Here is an 18,088-nt window from a genome sequence, read left to right on the forward strand (position 1 = left end):
AAAAAATAGAACGTAAAATTTAACTGGATAGCATAATGGTCGCTATATATAGGAAAATTTGGCGTATTAATCCTTCATTTTAATTCCTTTGGTATTCGTTTTTGATATAGTCTATTTAAAATAATAAGGAGGTCTTATGGAGATCGCAATTCCCAACCTACGACATTTGCGAGTCTTTCTCGCGGTAGCAGAATTAAAAAGCATTACCCGTGCTTCTGAAACTATCTTCTTATCGCAGCCAGCTATTACGCAAGCCATAGCCAAATTAGAGGGATTGTTAGGCGCGGCCCTATTTGAGCGCCATTCCGATGGTATGCATCCCACACCGTCTGGCGAGGTATGGCAAAAACGCGTTAGCCGAGCAATCAATCATATCCAAAACGCCACACTCGACATCGTTAAAGACAACACGCCAAAAGAGCGTGTACAAAAAAATCTCGTGGCTTTAATCAGCACGACACAACTAAGAAGCCCTGATTGCCGTCTGTGAAGCGCAAAACTTTAGTATTGCCAGCCGCAATTTGGCGGTTTCTCAGTCCTCTATTCATCGCGCTGCACGTGATTTAGAGCGCTTACTTGGGGTGGTATTGTTTGAAAAAAACAGCCTTGGAACGAATGCAACAAAAGCGGCACAAACCTTAGCAAAAGCCACCAAACTTGCTTTTAGCGAGTTACGCCAAGGCATTTACGAGATCAACGCCTTGCAATTCAAAGATGTCAGTACCATCACCATTGGCAGTATGCCTTTGGCGCGCATGACCATTTTACCTAAATCCATTTTGCAATTTAACGAGCGCCATCCTGACGTTAACATCAATGTTACCGAAGGCCCCTATGCCGACTTATTACATCACCTACGCCAAGGTGACATCGATATTATTTTAGGGGCTTTACGCTACCCTTCCCCTGCTGACGATGTGGTCCAAGAAGAACTATGGGCACCTCCTTTGTCGGTTGTTGCTCGCACAGACCATCCCTTAATGAGCAAACACCCAGTTAGTGCCAAAGAGCTAGCGCAGTTTGCTTGGGTGGTTCCTGCCAAAGGTACCCCTACTCGGCAGGCCTTCGAAGATATTTTTCATGATGCAGGCATTCCGTTACCCACTAGGTTGGTTGAATCCAGTTCACAGATATTGATTCGTGAATTATTAATCGAAAGTGACCGCCTGACCCTGATTTCAGCACACCAAGTGGAGCGAGAAATTAATATTGAATTACTGAATGTCATCGATTTTCCACTGGACCATACTCGCCGACCAATTGGGCTTTGTGTACGAAAAAGCTGGCTTCCAACGGTGACCCAGTCCCACTTTCTCAGCTTATTGCGAGAAATATCTGAACACTTTCGCTAACCCTGAGAGAAAACAGATTGCAAAAAATGAATGGCTAATGCGGTTTATGGATTACCCCCATCGGCTCTCGGATGCTAAATTTGTTAGCTGTTATTCTATTCACTAATAAAAACAGGAGCCAACTAATGAGAATTTGTATCGCTGGTGCATCAGGTGCTTTTGGCATGAAACACATGGACGCCATTGCGGCCATAGAAGGCGCAGAGGTTGTTTCTGTGGTTGGCACCAAAATAGACGCCATCAAAGCGTTCGCGCAAGAACGCGGCGTACCTCACTACACCACAGATCTAGCCGAGAGTTTGGCTCGTGACGACGTGGACGCTGTTATTCTAGCGACCCCAACACAAATGCACGCCGCACAAACTATTCAATGCCTTGAAGCGGGCAAACATGTTATGTCTGAAATCCCCATGGCAGATAACATCGAAGATGCTCGCAAAGTGGTCGAAGTACAAAAGAAAACGGGCCTAGTGGCGATGGCAGGCCACACTCGCCGTTTTAATCCATCCCATCAGTGGATTCACAACAAAATCATGGCGGGTGAACTGACTGTTCAGCAAATGGACGTGCAAACCTACTTCTTCCGCCGTTCTAACAAAAATGCCCTTGGTCAAGCGCGTTCTTGGACTGACCATCTATTATGGCACCATGCTTGCCATACAGTGGATTTATTCCAATACCAAACTGGCGAAACAGCCAGTAAGGTTCAAGCACTGCAAGGCCCAATCCATCCTGAACTTGGCATTGCCATGGACATGAGTATTGGTATGAAAGTACCGAATGGCGCGATTTGCACCTTGTCTTTGTCCTTCAATAACGATGGCCCATTTGGTACTTTTTTCCGTTACATTTGCGATAACGGTACCTATATCGCACGTTACGACGATCTATTTGACGGCAGCGAGAACAAGATTGATCTCTCTGGTGTAGCGGTGTCAAATAACGGCATCGAGCTACAAGATCGTGAGTTCATTGCCGCGATTCAGGAAGGCCGTGCGCCAAATGCTTGTGTGACACAGGCAATCGAAGCGATGGAAACCCTACATCGCTTAGAACAATGCCTAGAAGCCTAGGCCACAATACTTTAAAGTGACTCAACAAAACTCAAATGGGGAGCCTAGGCTCCCTATTTTATTAAGGATATTGTTATGTCAAAACACCCTCATTTAACCAATCCAAATATCGGCCTAGGCTGCATGAATTTATCCCATGCCTACGGCTCACCGGTTCCAGAAGAACAAGCAATAAAAGCCCTACATCAAGCCTTTGAGATGGGTTATCGTCATTTTGATACAGCCACATTATATGGCGGTGGCAATAATGAACTTTTAGTCGGTAAAGCACTGAAAGACCGCCGTGATGAGTTTTTCCTTGCCAGCAAATGCGGCATGGCAATGGTCGATGGCAAAAAAGAGATTAATGGTCGACCAGAAAACATTCGCAAACAATGCGAAGACAGCCTAAAGCGCCTGCAAACAGACCATATCGATTTGTATTATTTACATCGCCGCGACTTCAATGTGCCCATCGAAGAAAGCGCGGGTGCTCTGGGTGAGTTAGTAAAAGAAGGCAAAATTGGCGCTGTCGGTTTATCCGAAGTGTCCGCTGAAACGCTAACTCGCGCTCATAACGAATTCCCGATTACCGCGATTCAATCAGAATATTCTTTATGGACACGTAACCCAGAAATTTCCGTGTTAGAAGCCTGTAAAAAACTAGACATTACCTTTGTTGCCTTCAGTCCCTTAGCACGCGGATTCTTAACGGGCACATTAAAAGACGTGGCGGATTTAGAAGCCAAAGATATTCGTAACAATATGCCGCGCTTCAATGCAGAGCATTACCCAAACAATCTTGCCTTATTAAACGATTACTTTGCTCTAGCAAAAGACATCGGTTGCACACCATCACAACTGGCTTTGGCTTGGCTCACTGCAAAAGATAAAAATATTGTCCCTATTCCGGGTACTCGTTCGGTTAATCATATGAAAGACAATTTTGAATCAGCGCAATTAAAGCTGGATGCCAAACAAGTCAGCTTACTAGACGAGATGATTAATCAACATAATGTACATGGCACACGTTATACCGCCGCACAACAAGCGGAAATAGACACTGAAGAGTTCGCATAACCCTCTACAGCTTGCCTATGATCCAATCGAATCTATAATATTTTTGAGATTCGATTGGATCATTTCTTCATAGCTAAATATCACTTTTTATTTGCGTCCCTGCGATCCTACTTATATGTTAAAAGGGTTATACGTTAGCTTGTTCATAAGACAACCTAGCCACTATTAATATATTGACTTCTTTGGGCCGTATTATGGATCAAAACGACATCTCACCTGTATCTACTGCGAATTTACTGGGTATCGAGTTTATCGAGATCGTCGCGCCTTCTTTAGAAAGCGTAACACCTCTTCTGACTGAACTAGGTTTTAGCCTTAGCGCCAAGCATCGACGTAAGGATGTATTCTTATTTCAACAAAATCAGCTAAAAATAATCATTAACTGCTCTCAAGATCCGATACTAGAAGCCTATGTGGGCGAAATGGGTATCGCACTTTTTGCGATCGCCTTCAAATGTGACGATGCTTCTACTGCTCATGCAGAATTCATAAAACGAGGAGCTTGGGATTCTTCCAACCACTCGAGCTTCAATGGAAGTCAATATTCCAGGTATCGAAGGAATTGGCAGCACTCTAATTTATTTAGTTGATCAGGTACGTGATGACTTAAGTGTTTATGACATTGACTTTAAAACCATTCCAAGCACCTCTGAAAAAACACATGGCTCACTATCTCACTTCCATGAATTTACCATTCAAATTGATCCTGACCGAACTCAGACTTGCTTAACCTTCTTCGAACGTCTTTTTGGCTTTCAGGCAAAAGATGAAGCTAGCTTGCAGCTTCCAGGCAAACACGCCGCTAGCTTGCGTTTTGTAGAATCTTCAGCCGAACAACACAATACTGAATTTTTTAGCAAAATCACTTTCAAAGCGAATGAAAACAGCCCACTTCGCCATCAAGCTTTCACCAATGATGATCGCGCCTTTGCTATAGAGGTAATCTAATATGCTGTCCATTGCAGCTAACCTTTTTCATAGTACGTTGGAAGAAAAATTTGCAGCGTTGGCTCAAGCAGGCTTTTTCAAAGTTGACCTAACACACTCGGATTTTGGCGCTGATAAACGAGATATCGAACACATCGCAGAACTCTCCAAACGCAATGGCATTAAAATCAGCAGTGCCTCTAGCTTGCGAGAATTTGGTGGAAATACAAATCATATTCATGAATACGATATGGACTTAGCTCGCAACTACCTAAAAACCCTAGCGCAACTGGATTGTCGTTTACTGGTTGTGATGCCGCCAACCATTAGATCTAAAAATATAGACACAAACCAAATTTTAGCTGACCTTAGAGCATTAGCGAATTTGGCTATTCCTTATCGCATTAAAATTGCTTTAAAAGCGTTGCCTTGGTCGCCTTATATTGGCAGTTATCAAGCCGCCGCCACATTTTGCCGAGATGTGGACAGCCCAAATTTTGGGTTAGTCATTGATACATTTCATTTCCTGAGCGAGTCAGAAGCGATTGATGTTCTTGAAGAAATTCCGACATCAGATATTTTTTTAGTACAATGCTCGGACTTCAATAGCAGTATGACCTATTCACTTGAAGATCAGATCGAAACCTATCATCACAAGCGTTTAATCCCAGGAGATGGCTATTACGAAAGCAGCATTGTCACCTTAATAGAGCACCTGCATAAACAAGGTTATCGTGGTGACTATTCAATTTTTGCCAATAACGCCATTTATAAAAACCTGCAAAACGATGAATTAATCTCTCGTATAAGTGACTTTCAAGAAGCTTGTCAGACGTTTCTTTAATGACAAGGATAAAAGCAAAAAAGGCCGTCTTTCTAAAGTAGCAAAGCGGCCTTTTTAGACTCTATTTCATTAGCGTCTTATGACAAAGTCTGAACTATATAATCTCTATCAACATCTCACCCGGTGTGACTCGATCGCCTTTTTTAACGAAAACGCCTTTTACCGTACCCGTCACGTTGGCATGTACTTCGGTTTCCATCTTCATCGCTTCCGTGACAAGCACCGCTTGACCTGCAGTCACTGTGTCGCCTTCTTTCACCAGGACATCAATGATATTGCCCGGCATCGCTGCGCTAACATGGCCCGGCACTGTCGCACGAGATCGACCAGAACCGCCGTCAGACACGTATTCGTTTAACGATTCGAATACTACCTCTTCTGGCATACCATCCAAAGACAGGTACAACTTGCGTTTACCAACACCAAAGTCACCGACACCCGTGATTTCCACATTGTAAACTTCACCATGCACATCAATCTTGAACTCAGTTGCTAAACCACCTGCCGCGGCGCCTTGACCCGCTTGTTCTGGCGGTAGCAAGACTTCAGGAACCAAGGTGCCATCGGCACGTTGCTGCAAGAATTCACGGCCTAACTCAGGAAACATAGCAAAAGTAAGTACATCTTCTTCTGATTTCGCTAACTCACCGATTTCATTGCGCAACTTATATAGCTCTGGCGACAAGGAATCCGCCGGACGCGCGTCGTTCACCGCTTCATTACCTACCGCTTTCTTCTGCACATCAGGATTCACTGCCGCTGGCGGTTGACCGTAACCCCCCAATAAATAGCGCTTTACTTCGTTGGTGATGGTTTTGTAACGCTGACCAGCCAACACGTTATAAACCGCTTGTGTCCCCACAATTTGCGACGTTGGTGTGACCAAAGGCGGATAACCAAGATCGGCACGAACACGAGGAATTTCGGCAAACACTTCACGAATCTTGTCTAACGCATTTTGCTCTTTCAACTGATTCGCCAAGTTGGACATCATGCCACCCGGTACTTGGTTGATCTGTACAGACACATCTTCACGAGTATATTCACTTTCAAATTGATGATACTTTTTACGAACATCACGGAAGTAATCGGCAATTTCTGACAACAAGGTCAAATCTAAACCCGTGTCGTAATCGGTATCTTTCAAAGCCGCCACTTGAGTCTCAGTGGCTGGATGACTGGTGCCGCTGGCAAAAGATGAAATCGCGGTATCAATACGATCTGCCCCCGCCTCAATGGCTTTAAGCTGACACAAAGGTGCCAAGCCTGACGTCGAGTGACTATGCACTACCAAGGGTAAATTGACCGCTTCTTTGATGGCTTTCACCAGATCATAAGTCGCATAAGGCGTTAGTAACCCCGCCATGTCTTTAATGGCAATAGAGTCTGCGCCCATAGCTTGCATCGCTTTGGCTTGCTCGACGAATAACGCCAGCGTGTGCACAGGACTGGTCGTATAACAAATCGTACCTTGGGCATGTTTACCGGCTTTTTTCACCGCTTTCATCGCGGTTTCAATATTGCGTAAATCGTTTAGTGCATCAAATACACGAAACACATCAATGCCGTTATCGGCCGCTTTTTGCACAAAGGCTTCCACCACATCGTCGGCATAATGGCGATAACCCAATAGGTTTTGACCACGCAATAACATTTGCAAACGGGTATTTGGTAAAGCCGCACGCAATTGGCGTAAACGCTCCCAAGGATCTTCTTTCAAGAAGCGTACGCACGCGTCAAAGGTCGCGCCGCCCCACACTTCTAAAGACCAAAAACCCACTTGATCAAGTTTCTCACAAATAGGTAGCATGTCTTCCGTACGCATACGAGTGGCAATTAGCGATTGGTGAGCATCGCGCAAGGTCACATCTGTCACTTGTATTGTTTGTTTCACTTGACTCATTTTCTTCCTCCTGCGGATTATCGACCAACATGCGCTGCAATAGCGGCTGCCAATACCAAAGCGATATCACTTGGATGGCGTCTCACGGAATAATTTAATAATTCAGGGTGCGCGGGAACGAATCCAGTATTGAATTTCCCTTTGATAAAATCTGGGTGTTTCAGAATTTGCTGATAATAATTGGCGGTGGTTTTAATGCCATGCAAACGCATATCATCAATAGCGCGTCGACCACGCGCCACCATCTCATCCCATGTCAATGCCCACACCACCAGCTTCAAACACATGGAATCAAAGTAAGGTGGAATCTCGTAACCCGTATAAATCGCGGTATCAACACGCACCCCAGGCCCACCCGGCGCGTAATAATGCGTAATACGACCAAAGCTGGGTAAAAAATCGTTCTTGGGGTCTTCCGCGTTAATGCGGAACTGCATCGCATAACCACGATAGGCAATGTCTTCTTGGCGGAAGTTAAGGGGCAAGCCTGCAGCAATACGAAGCTGCTCACGGACAATATCAACCCCTGTAATTTGCTCGGTAATCGTATGCTCAACCTGTACTCGGGTATTCATTTCCATGAAATAGACTTCGTTGCCAGACAACAAAAACTCTACCGTTCCAGCATTGACGTAATTCACCGCTTTGGCGGCTCGCACCGCGAGATCACAGATATATTGACGCTGTTCTGGGGTAAGTTGTGGACTCGGCGCAATTTCGATCAATTTTTGATTACGACGCTGTATCGAACAATCACGCTCAAACAAATGCACGGCGTTACCTTGAGAGTCGGCTAATACTTGGACCTCAATATGGCAAGGATCAACAATGCACTTTTCTAAAAATACTTCTGCAGAACCAAAAGCTTTGGTCGCTTCTGAAATAACACGAGGATACTGCGAGGCTAATTCTGCTGGTGTATCACAGCGCCGAATACCTCGACCGCCACCACCAGAGGTGGCCTTAATCATCACCGGGTAACCAATTTTTCCTGCCAAACTTAATGCTTCATCAAGGTTCGCTAAATTCCCTTCGGAGCCTGGCGTGATCGGAATCCCTGCCGCACGCATACTATCGCGGGCTTGAGTTTTATCACCCATTTTATGAATAACAGAAGAATGAGGCCCAATAAAAGCAATGCCTTTTTGCTCACATAGCTCGGCAAAGCGCGCGTTCTCAGACAAAAAACCATAACCGGGATGAATCGCATCACAGCCGGTCTCGATGGCTAGGTTAACCAAACGCAAAGGGTCTAAATAACCCGCAAGAGGGTCCTCACCCAACGAATAAGATTCATCCGCCCGTTTGACATGCAAGGCATATCGATCCGGTTCCGTGAAAATCGCCACAGAGCGAATCCCAGCCTCTGCACAAGCGCGAATGATACGAACCGCAATTTCACCTCGGTTAGCAATCAACACTTTTTTTAACATGAGTCACTCCTTTCTTATTTGAAGAGATCACTGTACAACGTCGCCAGCACAACTTTTGTACAAATATCTCTGAATATTCAGACTACTCAAAGATCAACCAAAGTAGAAATTGATATTACGATATTTATGTATAAGCTATTCGTGATACATAGTTAATGGATAACGCAAGAGGAAACAAAAACAATGCCTCAAAGTGTACAAAGTTTAGTCAACCGACTCACTTTTAGACAATTACAAGTTTTTAGGTGTGTTTATGAATTAAATAGCTACAGTCGAGCTGGCGACATGCTCGGCCTGACTCAACCTGCGGTTAGCAATCAAATACGACAGCTTGAACAAGCACTGGAACAACCCTTGTTTGAATACGTCGGCCGCCAGCTTTACAGCACAGCCACAGCCAAACGCTTAGCTCAGTGCATTCATGTTATGTTTGATGAAATCGAGCGATTCCAGCAAGACTTATCCGCTGAAACAGGGCTAATATCAGGTGAATTAACCTTAGTAGCAGTCAGTACGGCACAACATGTAGTACCTTACTTACTTCGGGCGTATACCAGCTTGCATCCAAATGTGACAGTAAACGTAGAAATTATGAATCGTGCCGCCGCGATTGAACGCTTCAATGAAAGTCATGATGAATTAACCATTATGGGATTGGTGCCAAACGATAAACCCATGTTTAGCATACCTTTTTTGAACAATGAGTTAATCGCTGTCGTGCCACGAAACCATCCTCTTCTTGCTCTAGAAGATGTCTCACTAAATACCTTTTTAGAATACAACTTACTACTGCGAGAAGCGGGTTCAGGCAGTCGATTAGCACTCGAACTGCATTGTCAAAAGCAACGCGTTCGCTTGCAAGCAGGTATGGAAATAGGCTCCAATGACGCCATAAAACACGCCGTCATAGCCGGACTAGGTGTCGCGGTTTTACCCAAATTAGGCGTTCTTTCCGAGCTCACACTGGGTTCCCTAATCGAACTGCCGATCAGAGACTTCCCTCTTCGTCGCTCTTGGTGCTTGATCCATCCCCAAGGCCGTCATCCAACGCCGACAATGCGCTCCTTTATTGACTACATCCAACAAAATATTGGTCAGTTTGAAACCATGTTTTCCCGAATGGCTGAGAGGTAGTAGACGCAAGGTCATTACAGTTAGACAAAACCAACACCTTGTGTAGCCAGTTCACTCCTCCATCATTTTTTCCTGCTAAAAAGCAAACAACCAATGACAAAGAGTTACTCAAACTAAGTGAACTATTAACAAACATCACACGTATGTGACACTTATCACACATTAAACCCAAGCATTACAGTGTAAAATTCAATCAGCTTTGTAGATACATACCTGCACGAAACAAGGGGAATGCAGCTGCCTTACAGACACTCCCACCCAAGCGAGGAACCGTCATGTTTTTTACCAAACAAAAGAAAACCATCAATGAAACTCTACCTCAAAGCGAAGGTTCAGCCTTAATTTTGGCTATGAAGAAATTTTGCGCATCCATTAGCTTTTTACCAGATGGTACAGTATTAGATGCCAATGCATTATTCCTTGATACAGTGGGCTACTCACTAGAAGAAATCCAAGGACAGAAACACGCTCTATTTTGCCCAACTGAAGTCATTTCTAGTCTCGATTACAAGAACTTTTGGTCAGATTTAGCCGCAGGCAAAAGCAAACAAGGCACATTTTTACGCAAAAACAAAAGCGGCTCAGATATTTGGCTTGAAGCCACCTACTTTCCAGTTGAGATAAATGGGAAGATCATCAAAGTCATTAAAATTGCTTCCGATGTCACTCGAAACAAAATAATTGCAGATAGCCAAAGTGCGGTCTACAACGCTATAGATAGGTCTTCAGCGACCATCGAGTTTATACCTGACGGTACCATTATCACAGCGAATGATAACTTTATTTCTACAATGGGATATCGCTCTCAAAAAGACATCATTGGTCAACATCATCGTCAATTTTGCACGCCAGAATTTTACCAAGAAAACCCTCATTTCTGGGCAGAGCTGGCCAACGGTGACTTCAAAACCGGACAGTTCAAACGCATCAATAAACAAGGCAAAACCGTTTGGCTAGAAGCAAGCTATAACCCAATTTTTGATCAATTTGGCAAGGTGATTAAAATACTCAAAGTAGCCTCAGATATTACCGAACGAATCAACACGCAACTAGCCGTTCAACACGCGGCAGAAGTGGCACATTCAACCTCTGTTGAGACCGCCAAGGTTTCTGAAAATGGTGCAGATATCTTACGTCGCACTGTTGAGACGTCTGATAAAATCATTGCAGATATTGAAGTATCTACAAACCTTATTGAGCAATTAAATCATCAGTCGCAAAACATAGCTAAGATCGTTAACTCCATTGGATCAATTGCCGATCAAACCAATTTGTTAGCACTAAACGCAGCGATAGAAGCCGCTCGCGCTGGAGAAAACGGTAGAGGCTTTGCTGTTGTCGCAGATGAAGTTCGCACACTTGCCGCCAGAACAAGTGCGTCAACGGTCGAAATTGAAGACATGGTAAAACAAAATAGCAATTTAACCCTCCAAGCAAAAAACAGTATGAGCAAAGTTAGTGAACGCTCAAGTGAAAACGCTCAATTAATCAATGAAGCATCGTGCATCATTGATGAAATATTAAAAGGCGCGAAACACGTATCAAACACAGTAAGCAAATTGTTGCATACAGAAAAGTAATTGCTTCTTCTTATCAAAAGGATAACTAACCGTTACATTTCAGGACACTTTCACTACAGCTATAGATATAAACACCATCTATAGTCTGATTATAAATTCAGCAATGAAATCAAAAAGCATGCAAGGCTAGGGAGAAGAAGCAAATGTTTTTCAATAAGAAGCAGACCGAAAAAAAACCAACTCAATCTGTCGATAGTGCAGCGATAGAAGCAATGAACAAGTTCTGCGCAACCATTAGCTTCTCACCCGATGGCACGGTTCTAGAAGCAAATTCACTGTTTCTTAACGCGATTGGCTATTCTCTTAAAGAAGTACAGGGACAAAAACACGCGTTGTTTTGTCCAAATCAAATAACCTCTAGCACTGAATACAAAAGTTTCTGGCCAGATCTAGCGGCAGGAAAAAGCAAAGAAGGTACGTTTTTGCGTAAACACAAAGACGGTTCGGATATATGGCTTGAAGCCACTTATTTCCCTGTTGAAATAAATGGCATAGTAGTGAAAGTAATAAAAATTGCTTCCGATGTGACCAAAACTAAACTTATGGCAGACAGTCAACTAGCCATTTACAACGCTATTGATCGCTCCTCTGCCACCATTGAATTTACACCAGATGGCATGGTTATTAATGCAAACAACAATTTTTTATTAGCACTAGGTTATAAATCTACAAAAGAGATTATTGGTCAACATCATCATATTTTTTGTACCGAGGCGTTTTATAAAAACAACCCAAAATTTTGGATAGAATTAGCTCATGGCGACTTTAAAACTGGACAGTTTGAACGTATCGGAAAACAAGGCCAAACTGTATGGTTAGAGGCAAGCTATAATCCTATTTTCGACCAATTTGGCAAAGTTATTAAAGTCCTCAAGGTTGCCTCAAACATCACAGAACGAGTGAATAAACAGCTGGCCATTCAACACGCGGCCGAAGTCGCTCACTCAACGTCCGTTGAGACGGCTCAAGTTTCAGAAAATGGCGCTCAGATTCTACGTCGCACTGTCGAAACGTCGGATAAAATTGTGGCTGATGTTGAAGTCTCGACCAGTCTAATAGAGCAGCTAAATCATCAATCTACCAGTATTGCCAAAATAGTAACGACTATTGGATCAATTGCGGATCAAACCAATTTGTTAGCGCTAAACGCGGCGATAGAAGCAGCCCGCGCTGGCGAACATGGCTAGGGGTTCGCGGTGGTTGCTGACGAGGTTCGCACTCTGGCCTCTCGCACGAGCAAATCGACCATTGAAATTGAAGACATGGTGGCACAAAACAGCAACCTAACTCGCCAAGCTAAGACGAGCATGAGTAAAGTAAGCGAACGCTCCAAAGAGAACGCGCAATTGATAGATGAAGCGTCTGGCATCATAGATGAAATATTAAAAGGTGCTGTACACGTATCTAATACTGTTAATAACCTTTTGAATATCGAAAAATAAAAAAATCCGCCGTCTAAACAATTAAAACAACGGATTTTTTATAGTTTATCACGGTACATCAGAACAGAATCATGTTGGCATTTCATGTTCTAACAGCATCAAACCTGAGCCTGTGTTGGAAATAGGAGCATGATAGTTACGGTGTAGTTCCGTGACTTTGCCCAACAAAGTGCCACGCATAGCAATCAGCATATTGAGTTCTACTGCTTGCGCCCCACCTTGTTCAACAAGGTCAATATTCGTATATTTCGTTAAGGCTTCTGGATCAGAGACCAGCTTATCAAGGCAATCAATATCAAATGCACGATTGATAAAGCCCGCACGTTCGCCATCCAGTTGATGAGACATACCGCCTGTGCCAAATACCACGACATTAATATCTTTATCATAGGACGCAACCGCTCGACCAATCGCTTTGCCCAGCTCAAAGGTGCGACGAGGCTGCGGCATTGGATATTGCTCGCAGTTAATACATACTGGAATGACTTTTACATGACCATATTTATGACCTGGCCACATAAGATTCAGCGGAACGGTTAAACCATGATCGACCTTCATTTCTTGGCAGATCGTCATATCAAACCCTTCATCAACAATGCTGTTGGCAATGTGCCAAGACAAATCAGACTCACCTGTCACTGGTGGAATTGTTGGAATCCCCCAGCCTTCATCCGAGTTGTAATACTCGTCCGCAACGCCCATCGCAAAAGTGGGTTTCTTGTCGATAAAAAACTCCAAACCGTGATCATTGTAAAAAAGAATAATCACATCCGGCTTTTTCTCATTCAACCAGTCACGCACTGGCGGATAACCGTCAAAAAACGGTTTCCAATAGGGCGTTTCTTCCAACCCGTTGGCCATCGCATTGGCAATCGCCGGAATATGAGACGTCGTTATTGCACCAATAATGTTTGCCATTAGACTTCTCCTCGCCCATTTCTTTCAAGCATTGCTTTAAATTCTTCAGTACTCATGCCGGTTTGTAAGCCACCAATATCTTGCATATTGAGCTTTAGTAAACCGGTAAACTTGGCCAAATAATAGATACTACCGCCTTCGCGCAGAAGCCCGATCACATCTCTATTACGAATGGCTTCCTTTTGCGCTTGTGTGAGTTTGAACTTTTCACAATAGGCTTCTGGATCCGCATTAAATTCATCACGTGCGGCTTGATCGTTAAATGAGTAACACATTTTATTTAAGCCGTAGCCTTTTTTCGCCATCTGGCCGTCAAAAAGGTACGTGCCTTGGAACTGTCGATCTGTGTAGTTACTAGCCATCTTGGTAACCTCTATTTTGATTCTTTACAGCGAAGCTTGGATTATCCCCAATACAGACGCATTGGATTATCCACCAACAACGCTTGTTGTAGCTCTGCTGTTGGGGCGATATGAGGAATCACATCCACAAGGTGGCCATCATTTGGCGCCTCTACTTTCATATTTGGATGTGGCCAATCGGTTCCCCACAACACACGATCAGAGAACTTTTCTACCAAGGTACGAGCAAAAGGATAGACATCAGAATAATCTGGCGCATGTTGTGTCAAACGCTCAGGGCAACTGACCTTACACCATACATTGTCATTGTCCGCCATGAAGTCAACAAAACGTTGGAAGTCTGGATGATCCACGCCATTGGCAACATTTGGTGTGCCCATATGATCGACAACAATCGTTGTATTCAATTCTTTTAGGAAGGGGATCAAATCTTCTAGATCCGCCGCTTCAAAGTAAACAACAATATGCCAACCAAAAGGACGAATTTTATCAGCTATCGAGAAAAACACTTCCTTTGGTGTGCTATCAACAAGACGTTTCACAAAGTTAAAACGCACACCGCGGACACCTACTGCGTGCATTTTTTCGATGTCTTCGTGAGTAATCGAATCATCAACAAAGGCCACGCCACGAGCCAAATCCCCTGCCGTCTCTAGCGCATCAATCAAGGCGGAGTTATCCGTACTGTGACAAGAGGCTTGCACAATCACGTTACGCGAAAAGCCTAGGTGATCACGTAAGGCAAACAACTGCTCTTTGGAGGCGTCGCAAGGCGTGTACTTACGTTTAGGATGGTAGGGAAATTTATCCGCTGGACCAAAAACGTGACAATGCGCATCCACCGCCCCCGCTGGCGCTTTAAAAGTCGGCTTGCTTGGGTTTGGATGAAATGGAATATAATCTTTGTCCATCATGTTCAAATACCTTTAAAAAATTCGTTATGCTAAAAAATCGGCGAATTAAAGACCATTGCTATGAGCAAATACCTGTCCATCAAACAACTTTCTCGCGGTGCGTAAAATGGCCGCAGAACCAACATCGCCGTTTTCATCTTGATCTAAAATCACGGTCATCGACCCAATCGGATGTTCAACATCCAAGGTCATGCGAGTGCTAGGCTCATAATTCGCCACTTCATTCGCTGGCGAGCCTTTCAGAACAGCCGCTGTCGCCACACTTACCGCCCCCAAAACACCAATAGAAGCATGGCAACGATGGGGAATAAACGTACGAGTCGAGATGGCACCACCGTTTGTAGCCGCGCTCACCATGGTCATTTTAGGCACAGATTTTTCTTTCACGTCACCCAAATTCATCATAGGACCAACTTGTAAACGAATCGATTCAAGCTTGGCCCGCAACGCGTCATTGGCTTCAAGCTCTTCACGAGATTCTGTCCCCGTAATTCCCATATCCACAGCACGGATGATCACCACAGGCATGCCATTATCGATACAGGTTACCTCAATGCCATCAATCACATCGACCACATTGCCTGTTGGCAACAAGGCACCACAGCTTGACCCAGCCGTATCTTGGAACACGATCGGCACCGCGGCAGAAAAACCTGGCACACCATCAATTCGAGCATCGCCTTCGTACTGTACTTCGCCGTCTTTTACCGCGACACGCGCTACTGCGATTTGTCCTGTGTTTTCCATAAATATACGCACGGACGTTTCACCTTCTTGAACTGCTACTAAGCCGCGCTCAATCGCAAAGGGCGCAATACCCGCTAAGATATTACCGCAGTTTTGCGCATCAGTAACAATCGCCTGATCAACAAACACTTGCAGAAATAAGTAATCCACATCAGCATCACCACGATCCGATTTTTTTACCACAGCGACTTTCGAGGCTAACGGATCCGCACCACCAATACCGTCAATTTGACGCTCATCTGGTGAAGCCCATCACGCGCAATAAAAACGCGGCGCGAGCATCCACATCTGTGGGCAAATCTTCGGCTAAAAAATACGCACCTTTAGACGTGCCACCACGCATCCACATACAAGGCGCACTTTTTATAACGCCAGCCTGTTTAGACATATTTCAAGCCTTTCTCTTTTAAACGAGGACGCATTTCATAAATGTCTAAGCCCAGCTCGCCATTCGCCATGCGCACGCGTTTGGCTTCTTCATTGGCCATACGCTTACGCGCTAAATCCAATACTTCGGCCGCATTTTCACGACGAACAACCACCACACCATCATCGTCAGCCACAATCACATCACCTGGGTTTACCAAGGCATCCGCACAAACAATAGGCACGTTTACAGAGCCAACGGTTTCCTTGATCGTGCCTTCAGCAAATACCGCTTTCGACCATACGGGGAAATTCATTTGACGCAAATCGCGCGTATCCCGCACGCCGCCATCAATCACCAAGCCAACCACGCCACGAGATTGAGCCGACGTCGCCAACAAGTCACCGAAAAAACCATGGTTTGAAGGAGATGTTGGCGCAAACACCATCACATCACCGGCTTTACACTGTTCAATCGCCACGTGCATCATCCAATTATCACCAGCGGCACCTGAAATCGTAATCGCGGATCCAGCAATGGTTTTGTCCATTTGAATGGGGCGCATGTAATGAGCCAATAAACCAACACGGCCTTGAGATTCATGAATCGTCGCGACACCACACTCAGCTAAACCATCGATGACAGCTTGGTCGGCACGTTCAATATTTTGTACTACTACATTATTTCGCATGATGCTTTCCTTAAAATCGATAGACTTAGGCTTTTAATCTTGAAAAGACGCGACGCGCATTACCTTCAAAGATCGCTTGTTTTTGCTCGGCGGATAACACGGTGTTGTTGTCGATATAACGTTTCGTATCATCAAAATAGTGGCCCGTTTCTGGATCGACACCGCGGACCGCACCGATCATTTCAGAGGCAAACAAGATGTTCTTAGTAGGAATAATATCCAATAGCAAATCAATACCACGTTGATGATAGACACAGGTATCGAAATAGATGTTATTCAAAACACGCTCAGCAAGATCAAAACCTTGATCTAGTGCCATGCCACGGAAACGACCCCAGTGATAAGGCACGGCGCCGCCGCCATGAGGTATGATGATTTTTAGATCAGGGAAATCTTTAAAGACGTCCGACATCATTAACTGCTGGAAACCAGTAGTATCCGCACCTAAGTAGTGTGAGTCCCGTCGTATGGAAACAGTCATTACAAGCGGCGCTCACATGGATCATCGCAGGAATATCGTATTCGCACATTTTTTCATAGATAGGATAAAAAGAACGATCTGCCAAAGACTTATCTTGCCAATAACCACCACTTGGATCCGGGTTCAAGTTGATACCAATAAAGCCCATTTCCTCCACAGTACGAACAATCTCAGCAACAGATTTGCCTGGATCAACACCTGGCGATTGCGGCAATTGTGCAACAGGCGCAAAGTTCTCGGGAAATAAGTCACAAACGCGGCGAATCAAATCGTTTTGATGCTCCGTCCAATATTGGCTGGTGTATTCATTACCAATATGATGTCCCATCCAGCTAGCACGAGGAGAGAAAATTGTTAAGTCTGTACCACGCTCTTGTTGTAAACGTAGCTGGTTATTGATGATGCTGTCACGAATTTCATCGTCTGAAACAATAACTTTACCCTTTTCACCAACAAAAGCGGGATCTTTAGCGACCTGTGCTTTTTGCTTATCGCGGTATTCGCCTACACCAGGTGGCGTGGTCGTATAGTGTCCATGGCAATCTATAATCATGTTACATCTCTCTATTCTTATTTAAAGCGCTGTTTTTATTGGAGTTAACGCTGTAAAAAGAAGATTAAACGCCAGCTTTACGCACGCCTATCTTCCTTATCTGTACAGCCAGTCAATGATAATTATTTTAGAGTATTCTTTATCTTCGGATAATTTGGCTATTTCAATTTAACCGAAAGGGTATTGCATTTTGAGATAGCCTATTTTTAGTACAGACCAGATACAGGCTCATTTAAGAAATTTATCTTCAATAGTCTTCTTGTAAAACTCGTGTTAAGCAATGATAAATCCATATTACGGTATTGATA

19 protein-coding genes and 2 pseudogenes are annotated in these 18,088 nt (G+C 44.2%); 11 read left to right on the top strand and 10 right to left on the bottom strand.

Annotation, left to right across the window (positions count from 1 at the left end):
- Positions 1–136: 136 nt before the first annotated feature.
- The 7 genes from AC0L6V_RS14535 to AC0L6V_RS14565 all read left to right on the top strand — a co-directional run bounded on the left by AC0L6V_RS14535 (position 137) and on the right by AC0L6V_RS14565 (position 5,255).
- Positions 137–490, top strand: coding sequence for a LysR family transcriptional regulator (locus AC0L6V_RS14535; protein WP_418138379.1), 354 nt, complete (start codon positions 137–139; stop codon positions 488–490).
- 31 nt (positions 491–521) lie between these two features.
- Positions 522–1,352: a LysR substrate-binding domain-containing protein gene (locus AC0L6V_RS14540; protein ID WP_418138380.1), complete on the top strand. Its 831-nt coding sequence runs from the start codon at positions 522–524 to the stop codon at positions 1,350–1,352.
- Positions 1,353–1,477: 125 nt separating this feature from the next.
- Positions 1,478–2,425: a Gfo/Idh/MocA family oxidoreductase gene (locus AC0L6V_RS14545; RefSeq protein WP_265217909.1), complete on the top strand. Its 948-nt coding sequence runs from the start codon at positions 1,478–1,480 to the stop codon at positions 2,423–2,425.
- A 75-nt stretch (positions 2,426–2,500) separates the two neighbouring features.
- On the top strand, positions 2,501–3,484 hold the full coding sequence (locus AC0L6V_RS14550) for an aldo/keto reductase (RefSeq protein WP_265217910.1): 984 nt from the start codon (positions 2,501–2,503) through the stop codon (positions 3,482–3,484).
- Positions 3,485–3,678: 194 nt separating this feature from the next.
- Positions 3,679–4,074, top strand: a complete 396-nt coding sequence (locus tag AC0L6V_RS14555; RefSeq protein ID WP_265217911.1) for a hypothetical protein — start codon at positions 3,679–3,681, stop codon at positions 4,072–4,074.
- Positions 4,016–4,432: a hypothetical protein gene (locus AC0L6V_RS14560; RefSeq protein ID WP_265217912.1), complete on the top strand. Its 417-nt coding sequence runs from the start codon at positions 4,016–4,018 to the stop codon at positions 4,430–4,432. Before AC0L6V_RS14555 ends, AC0L6V_RS14560 begins: the two co-directional genes overlap by 59 nt.
- 1 nt (position 4,433) lies before the next feature.
- The gene (locus AC0L6V_RS14565; protein ID WP_265217913.1) at positions 4,434–5,255 is read left to right on the top strand and encodes a sugar phosphate isomerase/epimerase family protein; all 822 of its coding nucleotides are present in this window, start codon (positions 4,434–4,436) and stop codon (positions 5,253–5,255) included.
- Between the two features lie 94 nt (positions 5,256–5,349).
- Here AC0L6V_RS14565 and oadA read toward each other — a convergent pair whose 3' ends face one another.
- Both oadA and AC0L6V_RS14575 read right to left on the bottom strand, forming a co-directional pair.
- Positions 5,350–7,158 carry a sodium-extruding oxaloacetate decarboxylase subunit alpha gene (gene oadA, locus AC0L6V_RS14570; RefSeq protein ID WP_265217914.1) on the bottom strand — a complete coding sequence of 603 codons (1,809 nt, stop codon included), beginning with the start codon at positions 7,156–7,158 and terminating at the stop codon, positions 5,350–5,352.
- A 17-nt stretch (positions 7,159–7,175) separates the two neighbouring features.
- Positions 7,176–8,591: an acetyl-CoA carboxylase biotin carboxylase subunit gene (locus tag AC0L6V_RS14575; RefSeq protein ID WP_409418710.1), complete on the bottom strand. Its 1,416-nt coding sequence runs from the start codon at positions 8,589–8,591 to the stop codon at positions 7,176–7,178.
- 183 nt (positions 8,592–8,774) lie between these two features.
- On the opposite strand from AC0L6V_RS14575, the gene AC0L6V_RS14580 reads away from it, so the two are divergent.
- The 4 genes and pseudogenes from AC0L6V_RS14580 to AC0L6V_RS14595 all read left to right on the top strand — a co-directional run bounded on the left by AC0L6V_RS14580 (position 8,775) and on the right by AC0L6V_RS14595 (position 12,747).
- Positions 8,775–9,725, top strand: coding sequence for a LysR family transcriptional regulator (locus AC0L6V_RS14580; RefSeq protein WP_265217915.1), 951 nt, complete (start codon positions 8,775–8,777; stop codon positions 9,723–9,725).
- A 350-nt stretch (positions 9,726–10,075) separates the two neighbouring features.
- Positions 10,076–10,762 (top strand): annotated as a pseudogene (locus tag AC0L6V_RS14585) (PAS domain-containing protein); the annotation flags it as partial.
- Between the two features lie 36 nt (positions 10,763–10,798).
- Positions 10,799–11,305 (top strand): methyl-accepting chemotaxis protein, encoded by a 507-nt coding sequence (locus AC0L6V_RS14590; protein WP_409419865.1) that lies wholly within the window; start codon positions 10,799–10,801, stop codon positions 11,303–11,305.
- Between the two features lie 212 nt (positions 11,306–11,517).
- A pseudogene (locus tag AC0L6V_RS14595) lies at positions 11,518–12,747 on the top strand (methyl-accepting chemotaxis protein).
- A gap of 69 nt (positions 12,748–12,816) precedes the next feature.
- Here AC0L6V_RS14595 and AC0L6V_RS14600 read toward each other — a convergent pair.
- From AC0L6V_RS14600 to AC0L6V_RS14635, 8 genes are read right to left on the bottom strand one after another with little or no spacing between them, the layout of a single operon-like run.
- Complete coding sequence (locus tag AC0L6V_RS14600) at positions 12,817–13,665, bottom strand: class III extradiol dioxygenase family protein (protein ID WP_409418712.1); 849 nt, start codon at positions 13,663–13,665, stop codon at positions 12,817–12,819.
- Positions 13,665–14,027 (bottom strand): protocatechuate 4,5-dioxygenase subunit alpha, encoded by a 363-nt coding sequence (locus tag AC0L6V_RS14605; protein ID WP_265217917.1) that lies wholly within the window; start codon positions 14,025–14,027, stop codon positions 13,665–13,667. Before AC0L6V_RS14605 ends, AC0L6V_RS14600 begins: the two co-directional genes overlap by 1 nt.
- A 41-nt stretch (positions 14,028–14,068) precedes the next feature.
- Entirely contained in the window at positions 14,069–14,941 is an 873-nt protein-coding gene (locus AC0L6V_RS14610) for an amidohydrolase family protein (protein WP_265217918.1), read from the bottom strand.
- A 45-nt stretch (positions 14,942–14,986) separates the two neighbouring features.
- The gene (locus AC0L6V_RS14615; protein WP_321160287.1) at positions 14,987–15,916 is read right to left on the bottom strand and encodes a 4-oxalomesaconate tautomerase; all 930 of its coding nucleotides are present in this window, start codon (positions 15,914–15,916) and stop codon (positions 14,987–14,989) included.
- A 7-nt stretch (positions 15,917–15,923) separates the two neighbouring features.
- A complete protein-coding gene (locus tag AC0L6V_RS14620; protein ID WP_265217919.1) occupies positions 15,924–16,076 on the bottom strand; it encodes a PrpF domain-containing protein in 153 nt (50 codons plus the stop codon).
- Positions 16,069–16,746, bottom strand: coding sequence for a 4-carboxy-4-hydroxy-2-oxoadipate aldolase/oxaloacetate decarboxylase (locus AC0L6V_RS14625; RefSeq protein ID WP_265217920.1), 678 nt, complete (start codon positions 16,744–16,746; stop codon positions 16,069–16,071). Before AC0L6V_RS14625 ends, AC0L6V_RS14620 begins: the two co-directional genes overlap by 8 nt.
- A 25-nt stretch (positions 16,747–16,771) precedes the next feature.
- Positions 16,772–17,158: an amidohydrolase family protein gene (locus AC0L6V_RS14630; RefSeq protein ID WP_265217921.1), complete on the bottom strand. Its 387-nt coding sequence runs from the start codon at positions 17,156–17,158 to the stop codon at positions 16,772–16,774.
- Complete coding sequence (locus AC0L6V_RS14635; protein ID WP_473481810.1) at positions 17,142–17,780, bottom strand: amidohydrolase family protein; 639 nt, start codon at positions 17,778–17,780, stop codon at positions 17,142–17,144. The genes AC0L6V_RS14630 and AC0L6V_RS14635 overlap by 17 nt, the downstream gene beginning before the upstream one ends.
- Positions 17,781–18,088: the final 308 nt, after the last annotated feature.

It is taken from the genome of Marinomonas sp. G8-14, assembly GCF_055808935.1.

What these genes read in the sequence shown, in the direction of transcription:
- AC0L6V_RS14550 (WP_265217910.1), top strand. Translation starts at nt 2,501, where the DNA reads ATGTCAAAACACCCTCATTTAACCAATCCAAATATCGGCCTAGGCTGC.
- AC0L6V_RS14620 (WP_265217919.1), bottom strand. Translation starts at nt 16,076, where the DNA reads ATGTCTAAACAGGCTGGCGTTATAAAAAGTGCGCCTTGTATGTGGATG.
- AC0L6V_RS14575 (WP_409418710.1), bottom strand. Translation starts at nt 8,591, where the DNA reads ATGTTAAAAAAAGTGTTGATTGCTAACCGAGGTGAAATTGCGGTTCGT.
- AC0L6V_RS14610 (WP_265217918.1), bottom strand. Translation starts at nt 14,941, where the DNA reads ATGATGGACAAAGATTATATTCCATTTCATCCAAACCCAAGCAAGCCG.
- AC0L6V_RS14555 (WP_265217911.1), top strand. Translation starts at nt 3,679, where the DNA reads ATGGATCAAAACGACATCTCACCTGTATCTACTGCGAATTTACTGGGT.
- AC0L6V_RS14625 (WP_265217920.1), bottom strand. Translation starts at nt 16,746, where the DNA reads ATGCGAAATAATGTAGTAGTACAAAATATTGAACGTGCCGACCAAGCT.
- oadA (WP_265217914.1), bottom strand. Translation starts at nt 7,158, where the DNA reads ATGAGTCAAGTGAAACAAACAATACAAGTGACAGATGTGACCTTGCGC.
- AC0L6V_RS14630 (WP_265217921.1), bottom strand. Translation starts at nt 17,158, where the DNA reads ATGTCGGACGTCTTTAAAGATTTCCCTGATCTAAAAATCATCATACCT.
- AC0L6V_RS14605 (WP_265217917.1), bottom strand. Translation starts at nt 14,027, where the DNA reads ATGGCTAGTAACTACACAGATCGACAGTTCCAAGGCACGTACCTTTTT.
- AC0L6V_RS14600 (WP_409418712.1), bottom strand. Translation starts at nt 13,665, where the DNA reads ATGGCAAACATTATTGGTGCAATAACGACGTCTCATATTCCGGCGATT.
- AC0L6V_RS14635 (WP_473481810.1), bottom strand. Translation starts at nt 17,780, where the DNA reads ATGATTATAGATTGCCATGGACACTATACGACCACGCCACCTGGTGTA.
- AC0L6V_RS14535 (WP_418138379.1), top strand. Translation starts at nt 137, where the DNA reads ATGGAGATCGCAATTCCCAACCTACGACATTTGCGAGTCTTTCTCGCG.
- AC0L6V_RS14580 (WP_265217915.1), top strand. Translation starts at nt 8,775, where the DNA reads ATGCCTCAAAGTGTACAAAGTTTAGTCAACCGACTCACTTTTAGACAA.
- AC0L6V_RS14565 (WP_265217913.1), top strand. Translation starts at nt 4,434, where the DNA reads ATGCTGTCCATTGCAGCTAACCTTTTTCATAGTACGTTGGAAGAAAAA.
- AC0L6V_RS14545 (WP_265217909.1), top strand. Translation starts at nt 1,478, where the DNA reads ATGAGAATTTGTATCGCTGGTGCATCAGGTGCTTTTGGCATGAAACAC.
- AC0L6V_RS14560 (WP_265217912.1), top strand. Translation starts at nt 4,016, where the DNA reads ATGGAAGTCAATATTCCAGGTATCGAAGGAATTGGCAGCACTCTAATT.